Origin of the sequence: Caballeronia glebae, assembly GCF_001545035.1 — a bacterium.
Taxonomy (GTDB): Bacteria; Pseudomonadota; Gammaproteobacteria; order Burkholderiales; family Burkholderiaceae; genus Caballeronia; species Caballeronia glebae.
The window spans coordinates 1-12,536 of record NZ_FCOJ02000063.1 but is presented as its reverse complement, the minus strand read 5'-3'; the positions used below and the strand labels follow the sequence as shown (position 1 = coordinate 12,536).

Annotated in this window: 11 protein-coding genes; 9 read left to right on the top strand and 2 right to left on the bottom strand. The window is 62.8% G+C overall.

Annotated elements, in window-relative coordinates; translation table 11 throughout:
• Positions 1-145: 145 nt before the first annotated feature.
• Positions 146-502, top strand: a complete 357-nt coding sequence (locus AWB82_RS30230) for a hypothetical protein (RefSeq protein ID WP_086972985.1) — start codon at positions 146-148, stop codon at positions 500-502.
• 265 nt (positions 503-767) lie between these two features.
• On the top strand, positions 768-1,157 hold the full coding sequence (locus tag AWB82_RS30225) for a hypothetical protein (RefSeq protein WP_086972984.1): 390 nt from the start codon (positions 768-770) through the stop codon (positions 1,155-1,157).
• 86 nt (positions 1,158-1,243) lie between these two features.
• Here AWB82_RS30225 and fabI read toward each other — a convergent pair whose 3' ends face one another.
• Complete coding sequence (fabI, locus tag AWB82_RS30220; protein WP_086972983.1) at positions 1,244-2,041, bottom strand: enoyl-ACP reductase FabI; 798 nt, start codon at positions 2,039-2,041, stop codon at positions 1,244-1,246.
• Between the two features lie 281 nt (positions 2,042-2,322).
• Between fabI and AWB82_RS30215 the strand changes: the two genes are divergently transcribed.
• The 6 genes from AWB82_RS30215 (at position 2,323) to AWB82_RS30190 (ending at position 10,630) form a co-directional block, all read left to right on the top strand.
• Complete coding sequence (locus tag AWB82_RS30215) at positions 2,323-4,149, top strand: extracellular solute-binding protein (RefSeq protein WP_086972982.1); 1,827 nt, start codon at positions 2,323-2,325, stop codon at positions 4,147-4,149.
• Positions 4,150-4,161: 12 nt separating this feature from the next.
• Positions 4,162-5,202: a microcin C ABC transporter permease YejB gene (locus AWB82_RS30210; RefSeq protein WP_086972981.1), complete on the top strand. Its 1,041-nt coding sequence runs from the start codon at positions 4,162-4,164 to the stop codon at positions 5,200-5,202.
• A 1-nt stretch (position 5,203) separates the two neighbouring features.
• On the top strand, positions 5,204-6,325 hold the full coding sequence (locus AWB82_RS30205; protein ID WP_086972980.1) for an ABC transporter permease: 1,122 nt from the start codon (positions 5,204-5,206) through the stop codon (positions 6,323-6,325).
• A complete protein-coding gene (locus tag AWB82_RS30200) occupies positions 6,322-7,920 on the top strand; it encodes an ABC transporter ATP-binding protein (protein ID WP_086972979.1) in 1,599 nt (532 codons plus the stop codon). Before AWB82_RS30205 ends, AWB82_RS30200 begins: the two co-directional genes overlap by 4 nt.
• Before the next feature lie 147 nt (positions 7,921-8,067).
• On the top strand, positions 8,068-8,724 hold the full coding sequence (locus AWB82_RS30195; RefSeq protein WP_086972978.1) for a C40 family peptidase: 657 nt from the start codon (positions 8,068-8,070) through the stop codon (positions 8,722-8,724).
• Positions 8,725-9,085: 361 nt separating this feature from the next.
• A complete protein-coding gene (locus AWB82_RS30190) occupies positions 9,086-10,630 on the top strand; it encodes a 2-isopropylmalate synthase (RefSeq protein ID WP_086972977.1) in 1,545 nt (514 codons plus the stop codon).
• Between the two features lie 76 nt (positions 10,631-10,706).
• Here the strand turns inward: AWB82_RS30190 and AWB82_RS30185 are convergent, their stop codons facing one another.
• A complete protein-coding gene (locus tag AWB82_RS30185; protein WP_086973007.1) occupies positions 10,707-11,222 on the bottom strand; it encodes a hypothetical protein in 516 nt (171 codons plus the stop codon).
• A 196-nt stretch (positions 11,223-11,418) separates the two neighbouring features.
• Between AWB82_RS30185 and AWB82_RS30180 the strand changes: the two genes are divergently transcribed.
• Positions 11,419-12,536: branched-chain amino acid ABC transporter substrate-binding protein (locus AWB82_RS30180; protein ID WP_096031472.1), on the top strand; the 1,118-nt coding region annotated here is incomplete at its 3' end.

Sequence of the window (12,536 nt, the reverse complement as noted above, 5' to 3'; positions counted from 1 at the left end):
AGGTCGCCGTTTTTTAAGCGCGAAAGCTTACTTTTCGTAAGTTTTTCCTCGGTAATAGCAGGTTACGAAGTCGAACAGCAGGTGCCGCGTTCGTCCGATATAGTCCGGTCAACACAACAAACAACCCATCGGGGTGGGGCTTCACATGAACAAGGTATCGAAGGCTTCCGTGCTGGCTGGCGTCGTGATGATCGGCGGTCTGATGGCGTCGGGTGCGGCCAGTGCGGGTGGTGTGTCCGTGGGCATCAACCTCGGGGCGCCCGTGTACGTTGCGCCGCAGCCGGTCTATGCGCCGCCGCCGCCGCCCGTCATGTACGCGCCGCCTCCGCCGGTGGTCTATGCGCAACCGGCCATCGTGGTCGGCTGGCACGGCGATCGTTACTGGGATGGTCGCCGCTACTGGAATCACGACGATTACTACCGTCATTACGATCATGGTCATGGCTACGACCACGGCCACGGTCACGACGACCACGACCACGGCCATCACAACGGACACTGATCGTTCCGCACCATCGGCGCCTGGCGCCGTAGGCCACCCGTTTACCGCGGGTGGCTTTTTTATTGCCGCCTGATTTTCGACGAGCGGATTCGCCGGTAAGCAACACAGGCGCGCATGGCTCGCCCGTGCGATGTAACAAAAGGTAAGGTTTCTCCAGACGTTAAGCTCGATCGCGCAATAACTTACAGAACTGAAATATTGCGCCGAAAGCTTTCCGTTATATTTTGTCCCGAACGAACAAGCAGAAAGCGAGGTCCGATTGCATATGAAAAAGAAGTTTCCGGGACGCGTCGTGGCGTACGCGCTGGCGATGGCCGCGCTGAGCGCGACGAGCATCGCGCACGCGCAGGTGCATGTCGGCGTGAATATCGGCATTCCCGCGCCGGTGTACGTCGTGCCGACGCCGGTCTATGCGCCGCCTCCGCCGCCCGTCGTCTACCAGCCGATGCCCATGTATGCGCCGCCCGTCGTCATCGGCTGGCATGGCAGTCGATATTGGGACGGGGGCCGCTACTGGAACCGCAACGACTACTATCGCCATTACGGGCATGGCCGTCCGCCGCCGCCGCGTCCGCACGGTCCGCCGCCGGGACACGGCAATGGATACGGCAACGGACATGGCAATGGACACGGTGGTTCGCACGGCCATCGTTGAGGGCAGCGCGCGATCATCGCGGTACATGAAAAAGCGCCGCTCACGTGAAGTGAGCGGCGCTTTGCTTTGGCGCTGCGAACGAGCGCTTATTCCGCCTCGCCGCCCATTCCGCCGACGACCGCATGGAATCCGGCGTCGACATGGACGACTTCCGCGCTCACGCCGCCCGCGAGATCCGACAGCAGGAAAGCCGCGACATTGCCCACTTGCTCGATCGTGACGTTGCGCTTGAGCGGCGCGTTTTCTTCGACGAAGTTCAGGATCTTGCCGAAGCTCTTGATGCCGCTCGCCGCGAGCGTCTTGATCGGGCCGGCCGAAATGGCGTTCACGCGCACGCCGTTGCCGCCGAGCGACTGCGACGCGGCCATGTAGCGCACGCTCGCTTCGAGCGACGCCTTCGCGAGTCCCATCGTGTTGTAGTTCGGCAGCGCGCGCTCGGCGCCGAGATAGGAGAGCGTGAGCAGCGACGAGCCGTCTTTCAGCAGCGGCCGCGCGGCTTTCGCGAGCGCGGGGAAGCTGTACGCGGAGATGTCGTGCGCGACGCGGAAGTTCTCGCGCGTCATGCCGTCGAGGAAGTCGCCCCCGATCGCTTCGCGCGGCGCGAAGCCGATGGAATGCACGAGGCCGTCGAGCGAGTCCCAGCGTTCTTTCAGCGACGCGAAGAGCGCGTCGATTTGCGCGTCGTCGGCGACGTCGCAGGGATAGACCATATCGCTGCCGAACTCGGTCGCGAACTCGGTGATGCGCTCCTTGAAGCGCTCGCCGACATACGTGAACGCCAGTTCCGCGCCTTCGCGTTTGCAGGCTTGGGCGATGCCGTAAGCAATCGAGCGGTTCGACAGCAGGCCCGTCAGCAGAATTCGTTTTCCAGCGAGAAAGCCCATGAATGCTCCTTCTTTGATGTCAGTGTCGCGGGGCGCACGGATGTCCAATGCCGCGCGGAGTCGTACGTTGCGCGATCGGCTTAGTCGAAAACCCTTAGATGGGAAGCCGAACGGTGCGTGATTTTGGGTAGAATTCTCTCACATCGCAATGCCTTGCCGAGGTTTCTCGCGGCATTGGCAGCGGGCTTTTGCCCGAGCCACGCAACCGCGTCACCCGTTCACATCGCGCCAAGAGGCCCATGACGACTCGCACGACGATCCGCTCATCCAGCGCCTCACGCATGTTCATCGCCCTTGCGCTCGGCGGATCGATTGCATGGCTCGCGAGCCCGGCTTACGCGGTTCACGCCATCGCGCAATACGGCGAGCCGAAATATCCGGCGGGTTTCAAGCACTTCGACTACGTGAATCCCGACGCGCCGCGCGACGGCACGCTCGTCCTTGCGAACCCAAACCGGCTGACGAGCTTCGACAAGTTCAATCCGTTCACGCTGCGCGGCAATCCCGCGCCCGGTCTTTCGCTGATGTTCGAGAGCCTGACGACAGGCAGCTCCGACGAGGTAGCGACCGCTTACGGTCTGCTCGCCGACGACATTTCGGTCGCGCCCGACGGCATGTCGACCACGTTCCATATCAATCCGAAAGCGCGTTTTTCCAACGGCGATCCGGTCACGGCGGAAGACGTGAAGTTCTCGTTCGAGACGCTCAAGAGTCCGCTCGCCGCGCCGCAGTTCTCGGTCTACTTCGGGCAGATCGCGCGTGCGGTGATCGTGGATCCGCTCACGATCCGCTTCGAGTTCAAGATCGCGACGCGCGAGATGCCGCTTCTCGCGGGCGGCATTCCGGTGTTCTCGCGCAAGTGGGGCATGAAGCCGGACGGCACGCGCATTGCCTTCGATCAGCTCGCGTTTCAGAAGCCCGTCGGCAGCGGGCCGTATCTGATCGATCGATACGACAACGGCCGCACGATCTCGTACCGGCGCAATCCGCAGTACTGGGGCGCGGCGCTGCCGGTGCGCATCGGCACGTTCAATTTCGCGCACATCGACTACAAGCTCTACGGCGATCCGACCGCGCGCCTCGAAGCGTTCAAGGCGGGCGAGTACGACGTGCTCGTCGAGTATGTTGCCCGAAGCTGGGTGCGGCGCGATATCGGCAAGCGCTTCGACAGCGGCGAGCTCATCAAGCGCGAGTTCCCGCAGCACAACGGCACCGGCATGCAGGGCTTCTTCATGAACACGCGCAAGCCGCTCTTCAAGGACGCGCGCGTGCGTCGGGCGCTCGATCTCGCGCTCGATTTCGAGTGGCTCAATCGGCAACTGTTCTTCAATCAGTACAAGCGCATCGACAGCTTTTTCGTCAACACCGATCTGCAAGCAAGGGCCGCGCCGAGCCCAGGCGAACTGGCGATACTGAACCCGCTGAAGCAGGAACTCGATCCGGCCGTGTTCGGCGAGATGCCGCGTCAGCCGGACACCGATCCGCCCGGCTCGCTGCGCGCCAATCTCATCAAGGCGCGCGAATTGCTCGCGCAAGCCGGCTGGACCTATCGCGACGGCGCGCTGCGCAACGCGAAGGGCGAGCCCTTCGTCTTCGAGATACTGGACGACACCGGCGGCGGCGCGTCGATGGAGCCGGTCGCGGCCGCGTTCGGGCGCAATCTGCAGAAGCTCGGCATCACGATGAACTTTCGCACCGTCGATTACGCGCTGATCCAGAAGCGACTCGACGCGTTCGATTTCGACATGACGAGCGTGCGCATGCCCGACGTGCAGGTGCCCGGTACCGAGCAGGTTTCGCGTTTCGGCAGCAAGTCCGCGGACGAGCAGGGCTCGGACAATCTCGCGGGCGTGAAGTCGCCCGCCATCGATGCGATCCTGCAGAAAGTCATCTCCGCGCAGACGCGCGAGCAACTCGTCGACGCGACGCACGCGCTCGATCGCGTGCTGATGAACGGCTACTATGTGGTGCCGCACTGGTACTCGGCGACGCATCGCGTGGCGTATCGCAATACGCTTGGCGTTCCGTCGACATTGCCGCTGTATTACGGCGCCGAGGAGTGGGTCATATCGACGTGGTGGGCGAAGCCCGCGCACGCGGCGAAGTAACGAGGACGCGCCATGTGGAGCTACATCCTTAAACGCATTCTGCTGATGGTCCCGACGCTCATCGGCGTGTTGACGCTCACGTTCGTCGTGATCCAGTTCGTGCCGGGCGGTCCGGTCGAGCAGGCCGTGCATGACTTGCGGCGCGGTCAGACAGAAGGCGGCGGCGGTTTCGGCTTGCGCACGCATTCGGGTGTCGATGCGCAGCAGGTCGAGCAGTTGAAGAAGCTTTACGGTTTCGATAAACCGCCGCTGCAACGCTACTTCCTCATGCTCGGAAAATTCGCGCGCTTCGATCTCGGCGAGAGCTACTTCAGGCATCAGAGCGTGTGGTCGCTCATCGTGTCCAAGTTGCCGGTGTCGATCAGCATCGGCTTGTGGACCTTCTTCATCACGTATCTGATATCGGTGCCGCTCGGCATCGCCAAAGCCGTGCAGAACGGCTCGAAGTTCGATGTCGCGACGAGTCTCATCGTGCTCGTCGGCTTCGCGATTCCGGGCTTCGTGCTCGGCGTGCTGCTGCTCGTGCTCTTCGGCGGCGGAACGTTCTGGCAACTGTTTCCGCTGCGCAATCTCACCTCCGACAACTGGGCGACGCTCTCGGCCGGCGGCAAGATTCTCGATTATCTGTGGCACATCACCTTGCCGGTGGTGGCGTCGGTGGTCGGCAGCTTCGCCATCATCACGATGCTCACGAAGAACGCCTTCCTCGACGAAATCCGCAAGCAATATGTGCTGACCGCGCGCGCCAAAGGCCTGAGCGAGCGGCGCGTGCTGTGGAAGCACGTGTTCCGCAACGCGCTGCTGCCGCTGATCGTCGGCTTTCCGGCTGCGTTCATCGGCGCGTTCTTCACGGGCAGTCTGCTAATCGAGACGCTGTTCTCGCTCGACGGCCTCGGGCTGCTCTCGTATGAATCCGTCGTGCGGCGCGATTATCCGGTCGTGCTCGGCACGCTTTATCTCTTCACGCTTATCGGCCTCGCGACGAAGCTCATCTCGGACCTCTGCTACGTCTGGGTCGATCCGCGCATTCAATTCGAACAACTGGAGCGCTGATTTGAATCGAGCCGCTTCATCGGAATCGTCACGGCGCGCCGCCAACGGCAGCGATGCCCAACCGTTACGCGGCGCGGCGCCGGTGCCGCCCGGGCGGCGCGTGTGGCTGCGCTTCAAGCGCAATCGGCTGGGGTACTGGAGCCTCATCGTGTTCATCGCGGCGTTCGTCATCAGCCTCGCGGGGCCGCTGTGGTCGAACGACAAGCCGCTCGTCGTGCGCTATCAGGGACACGTGTACTTCCCGCTCGTGAAGACCTATGCGGAGACGACCTTCGGCGGCGACTTCCCGACGCCCGCCGATTATCTCGATCCGTTCGTGCGCGACCGCTTCAGCGCGCCCGGCAATTTCGCGATCTATCCGCCGAATCACTACTACTACGACACGCTCAACTATTTCTCGAAGGGCTCGAACCCGGCGCCGCCTTCGCGCGAGAACTGGCTCGGCACCGACGATCGCGGCCGCGACGTGTTCGCGCGGCTCGTATACGGCTTTCGCGTGTCGGTGCTGTTCGCGCTCGTGCTGACGCTTATCGGCACGGTGCTCGGCGTCGTCGCGGGCGCGGTGCAGGGTTATTTCGGCGGGCGGATCGACATCACCGGGCAGCGTCTGATCGAAATATGGAGCGCGTTGCCGGAGCTTTATCTGCTCATTATCTTCGCGTCGATTTTCGAGCCTAGCCTGATTTTGCTGATCATCCTGCTGTCGCTGTTCGGATGGATCGGCTTGTCGGATTATGTGCGCGCGGAATTTCTGCGCAATCGCACGCAAGACTATGTGCGCGCCGCGCGCGCGATGGGCCTGTCGAACTGGCAGATCATCTGGCGGCACGTGCTGCCCAATAGCCTGACGCCCGTCATCACATTCCTGCCGTTTCGCATGAGCGGGGCGATTCTCGCGCTGACGAGCCTCGATTTTCTCGGCCTGGGCGTGCCGTCGCCGACGCCCTCGCTCGGCGAACTGCTCGCGCAGGGCAAGGCCAATCTCGATGCGTGGTGGATCTCGCTCTCGACGTTCGGCGTGCTCGTCGCGACGCTGCTTTTGCTGACCTTCATGGGCGATGCATTGCGCAACGCGCTCGATACGCGTATTGCGGATGCCGTGAAAGCCGGAGGCGGCCAGTGAGCGAGCCGCTGCTTTCGATCGAAGACCTGCGCGTGCGCTTCGGCGACACGCTCGCCGTCGATGGCGTCAATCTCGACATTCGCGCGGGCGAGCGTGTGGCGCTCGTCGGCGAGTCCGGCTCGGGCAAGAGCGTGACGGCGCTGGCGGTCCTGCGCCTCGTGCGCGAAGCAGAAGTGAGCGGATCGATCCGCTTCGCCGGCGACGAATTGCTGTCGAAGAGCGAGCACGCGATGCGCGGCCTGCGCGGTTCCGACATCGCGATGATCTTCCAGGAGCCGATGACCGCGCTCAATCCGCTCTACACGGTCGGCGACCAGATCGGCGAGACGATTCAACTGCACGACGGCACGAGCCCGCGCGAGGCGAGAAAGCGCGCGATCGCGCTGCTTGCGCGCACCGGTATTACCGAACCTGAAAGGCGCGTGGACAGCTATCCGCATCAGTTGTCGGGCGGGCAGCGTCAGCGCGTGATGATCGCGATGGCGCTCGCGTGCCGTCCGCGGCTTCTGCTCGCCGACGAGCCGACCACCGCGCTCGACGTGACGATCCGCGCGCAGATCGTCGAATTACTGCTTGAACTTCAGCGCGACGAAGCTGAAAAGCGCGGCATGGCCGTGCTGCTCATCACGCACGATTTGAATCTCGTGCGGCGCTTTGCCGAGCGCGTTGCGGTGATGGAGAAGGGCGTGCTGGTCGAAACCGCCGCCGTGGAGGAGATTTTCACGTCGCCGCAGCATCCGTACACCAGGCGGCTGATAGCGAGCAAGCCGAAGCGCACCGTGCTGCCGGTGCTGCCGATCGCCCCCGTGCTGCTCGACGCGAAGGGTGTCTCCGTCGATTATCCGATGCGCCTGCCGGGTTTTGCCGGCTGGTTCCGGCGCGGGCGTTTCAAGGCCGTCGACGACGTCACGCTGACCGTGCGCCAGGGCGAGACGCTCGGCATCGTCGGCGAATCGGGTTCGGGCAAATCCACGCTCGCGATGGCGCTGCTCGGCCTGCAGCGCGTCTCGACCGGCACGGTGCAGTTTCAGGGACGCGCGATCGGCGATTTTCGCGGACGCGAAAAAACCGTGCTGCGCTCGAATCTGCAAGTGGTGTTTCAGGACCCGTTCAGTTCGCTGTCGCCGCGGCAGACGGTGGAGCGGATCGTCGGGGAAGGGCTCGCGCTGCATCGCCCGGAACTCGATGCCGCCGCGCGGCGCGCGAAAGTGGTCGCCGTGTTGCGCGAGGTCGGCATGGAGCGCGCGGCGCTCGATCGCTATCCGCACGAATTTTCCGGCGGGCAGCGCCAGCGCATTGCGATCGCGCGGGCACTCGTGCTGGAGCCGAGCATCCTGATTCTCGACGAACCGACCAGCGCACTCGATGTTTCCATTCAAACTCAAGTACTTGCGCTACTCGCCGACATTCAGAAGAAGCACAATCTCGGTTACGTTTTCATTAGCCACGATCTGCAGGTGATCGGCGCGATGGCGCACCGCGTCGCAGTCATGCGGAATGGTTTTGTCGTGGAGTCGGGGGAAGTGGAGAAGATTTTTGCGAACCCTTCTGACGAATACACAAGAAAGCTTCTGAAAGCAGCACCAGATTCCTAAAAATCTTTCTTTTTCACCAATTGGGTGCCCATCTCGATTGTATTTTTCTATTTCTTTTGACAGTTAAATACTTTGTGGCTAGTATCCCTCCAAACTTTCACGTATCTCCCTGATTTAGCAGCCTTTAATTGTAAAACCTACCGACCGATGCAGCCACTAACGTTGACTCAAACATGCGCGCGCGCCGCCGCGGGCATGTTAATCGGCCTTCTGATGACAGCAACTTCCGGCGCGATCGCCGACGAAGTCAACAGTAGCAGCCAAAATGCCCACAAAGGCATGTTTTCGTCCAGCAGATCTTCCGATGCAAACGCAGACGCCGCTAGCAGCCCGAGCGGCGCGAAGTCGTTTCTGTCTGGCGTAGCGAGCAAAGCGGGCGACGTCGTCGTCGGCGCGCTCAACATGATCGGCGTGCGCTATCGCTGGGGTGGCAACACGCCGGATTCCGGCCTCGATTGCAGCGGCTTCGTGCGCTACGTTTTCCAGGACACGCTCGGCATGACCTTGCCGCGCCGCGCCGAGGAAATGAGCCGCGTCGGCGAGAAGGTGACTGTCGCCGATCTAAAACCGGGCGATCTCGTATTCTTCAACACGATGCGTCGCTCGTTCTCGCACGTCGGCATCTATATCGGCGACAACAAGTTCGTGCATTCGCCGTCCACCGGCAGCACGATCCGTGTCGACGACATGGAAGACGGCTATTGGGAAAAGCGCTTTCAGGGCGCGCGCCGCATCGATAACGCGCAGCTCGGCGACGGCGCGGAACTGCGTCAGCGCGTGAGCGCGTCGATCGGCGGTTACTGATCGTCGGTCCGGCGCCAAGAAAAGCCTGCCTCCTTCGGGACGCAGGCTTTTTTGTTTTCCGCCGGAGCACGACGCACGAAGCGTCGATTGGAGCGATCGGAAAGCCTCATTGCACGCGCCTCCAAAAGCCGTTATAGTTTTTGAATGGACTTTTTCTCGTTCCCCTTCTCGCTTTTTCCGGCTGGTGCGTCGCTACGCGCACTATCGCTGCTAGCGCGCCTACCGCGCTAATTCTTCACGCCTCCCGTCTGCTCGTCCATTCAGGTTTTCGACGCCAGCGGTGGCGCGAACACCCGAACTCCCTTTTGAGTTTCATCTCGACATCTCCAACAATCGATAAATCTCCCCACAGGAGTCCAACATGGCAGCAGACAAGTTGATCATTTTCGACACGACCTTGCGCGATGGCGAGCAGTCGCCCGGCGCTTCGATGACGAAGGAAGAGAAGATCCGCATCGCGAAGCAGCTGGAGCGCATGAAGGTCGACGTGATCGAGGCGGGCTTCGCCGCCAGCTCGAACGGCGATTTCGACGCGATCAACACTATCGCGTCGCTCGTGAAGGACAGCACGGTCTGCTCGCTCGCCCGCGCGAACGACAAGGACATCCAGCGCGCCGCCGACGCGCTGAAGCCGGCCAGCCAGTTCCGCATCCACACGTTCATCGCCACGTCGGCGCTGCACATGGAAAAGAAGCTGCGCATGACGCCGGAGCAGGTGTACGACCAGGCGCGCCTCGCGGTGCGTTTCGCGCGCAAATTCACCGATGACGTCGAGTTCTCGCCGGAAGACGGCAGCCGATCGGACATCGATTACCTCTGCCGCGTGATCGAAGCGGTGATCGACGAAGGCGCGCGCACCATCAACATCGCGGATACGGTCGGCTACGGCGTGCCCGAACTCTACGGCAATCTCGTCAAGACGCTGCGCGAGCGCGTGCCGAATTCCGACAAGGCGATCTGGTCGGTGCATTGTCACGACGACCTCGGCATGGCGGTGGCCAATTCGCTCGCGGGCGTGCAGATCGGCGGCGCGCGTCAGGTCGAATGCACGATCAACGGTCTGGGCGAGCGCGCGGGCAATACGTCGCTCGAAGAAATCGTGATGGCGGTGAGGACGCGCAAGGATTACTTCGGCCTCGATCTGGGCATCGACACGACGCAGATCGTGCCGACCTCGAAGCTCGTCTCGCAGATCACCGGTTTCGTGGTGCAGCCGAACAAGGCGGTCGTCGGCGCGAATGCGTTCGCGCACGCGTCGGGCATCCATCAGGACGGCGTGCTGAAGGCGCGCGACACCTACGAAATCATGCGCGCGGAAGACGTGGGCTGGGCCGCGAACAAGATCGTGCTCGGCAAGTTGTCCGGCCGTAACGCGTTCAAGCAGCGTCTCCAAGAACTGGGCGTGACGCTCGAATCCGAAGCCGATGTGAACGCAGCGTTCGCGCGCTTCAAGGAGCTCGCCGACCGCAAGGCCGAAATCTTCGACGAAGACATCATGCAGATCGTCTCCGAGGAATCCGCCGAAGCGCAGGCGAAGGAGCACTTCCGCTTCGTGTCGATGAAGCAGCATTCGGAAACCGGCGAGCAGCCGCAAGCGAAGGTCGTGTTCGCGGTGGAAGGCGCCGAAGTCACGGGCGAAGCACAAGGCAACGGTCCGGTCGATGCGACGCTGCACGCGATCGAGTCGAAGGTCGAGAGCGGCGCGGAACTTGTGCTGTATTCGGTCAATGCAATCACGACCGGCACGCAGGCGCAGGGTGAAGTGACCGTGCGTCTGTCGAAGAGCGGACGCATCGTGAACGGCGTGGGCACCGATCCGGACATCGTCGCGGCATCGGCTAAGGCGTATATCGCCGCGTTGAACAAGCTGCATTCGAAGGTCGAGAAGCTCAATCCGCAGCTTTGATTTTGAGGGTGCGGTTTCGCCTGACATGCAAAAGCCCTCGTAAGAGGGCTTTTTCGATGGCGCGGCGCGAATGCGATCAGAACGTATTGCGCCGGTCCGGATCGTGCAGCGGATCGGGCGTTTTCTGCGTCATGCGCAAGATGCCCTGATCGTCGAAGTAGAAGTTGTACATCAGATACCAGATGTTCGCCTCCATGTAGCGATAGGTCCAGACCTCGCGCTTCATCAGCGGAAAGTACGACGTCTCCACGGGCCGTCCGAAGTTCACGAGCACGTCCTTTCTCGTCCACGTGCCGATCTGCGCCTTGTAGAACTCGTTCTCGTCGAGCACTTGCCTCACGTTCACGATCTTGCCGGAGGCGTCGATGTCGGCGGCGGTGGTGAATTCGCCGAGCGGCTGCGTCGGCCACATCAGGCGCTTGCCGCCGTCGGGTAAATCGTAGACTTCGCGCGGCGGGCCGAGGCGCGCGGTGATCGTCGAGGCATCGGCGCCGGCCTGATAGTTCTGCCACGGCTGCGCGCAGGCGCACAGAAGTAGTGCGACGCTCGCGCATGCGAGCGACGCGCGCATGCGGTTGAATTTGTGCAGCATTGAAGCCTCCACGTGCTTGCTCCTCGCGGTCGCGAGAAGCGTTCGTTCGATGTGTCCCGTGATTTTGACACGCACGCGCGGCAAAGCATTCTCCGAAACGCTGCGGCATTCGGGCAGATGTGTCGGCAATGGCGGACTTGCGCGGCGCGCCCGGTGCGGCCTATGATCCGCGCTTTCGGCGGATTGGCGGGAACCCATGAGTAACGGAATCAGCGCACGCGCGATGCGATGGCTGCGCATCGCGGCAGCGGCGTGGCTTGTCTTGTCCACGGCGGCGAATGCGGGCGATGTGCCGCCGGTCAAGCTAGCGCTGATCGAAGGCATGTCCGGCCCGTTCGCCAACGCCGGCGCGATGGTCGAGCGCAATCTGCGCTTCGGCGTCGATCTGGTGAACGCGCGCGGCGGCGTGACGCTCGCCGACGGCGCGCATCCGCTGCAACTCGTCGTACTCGACGGCAAGGGCAGCAGCGAGGCGAGTCTCGTGCAACTGCGCGCGGCGCTCGACGAGAAGATCGGCTTCGTCATGCAGGGCAACAGCTCGGCGGTGGCGGCGGCGCTCGTCGCGGCAATCGACAAGCAGAACGCGCGCGAACCCGATCGTCGCGTGCTGTTTCTCAACTATTCCGCTGACGACCCCGCGCTCACCAACGACGCGTGCAGCTTCTGGCATTTCCGCTTCGACGCGCACGCCGGCATGCGCATGGACGCGCTCGCCGACGCGCTGAAAGCCGATCGCGCGGTGAAGAAGGTCTATCTGCTCAATCAGGATTACAGCTTCGGCCACGACGTGAGCCGCGAGGCGCAGCGCGCGCTCAGGGAACGGCGCCCGGATATCGCGATCGCGGGCGACGAGTTTCATCCGATCGGCCGCGTGAAGGATTTTGCGCCGTACATCGCCAAGATTCGGGCGAGCGGGGCGGATGCCGTGATCACCGGCAACTGGGGCAACGATCTGACGCTCCTCGTGAAAGCGGCGCGCGAGCAGGGGCTCGACACGAAATTCTTCACGTTCTACGGCAACAGTCTGGGCGCGCCGGCCGCCTTGGGCGATGCCGGCGTCGCGCGCGTGATCGCCGTGGCGGACTGGCATCCGAACGCGGGCGGCTCGGCATCGGACGCGTACTACCGCGCGTTTCGTGCCCGCTATCCCGCCGCCGCGGACGATTATCTGGTTGCGCGCATGCCGCTGATGGTCGAAATGCTCGCCGCCGCGATGACGCGCGCGAAAAGCGCGGACCCGCTCGCGGTGGCGCGGACGCTGGAAGGCATGAAATTCGATGGCGAAGGCTTCCACCCGATGACCCTGCGCGCCGA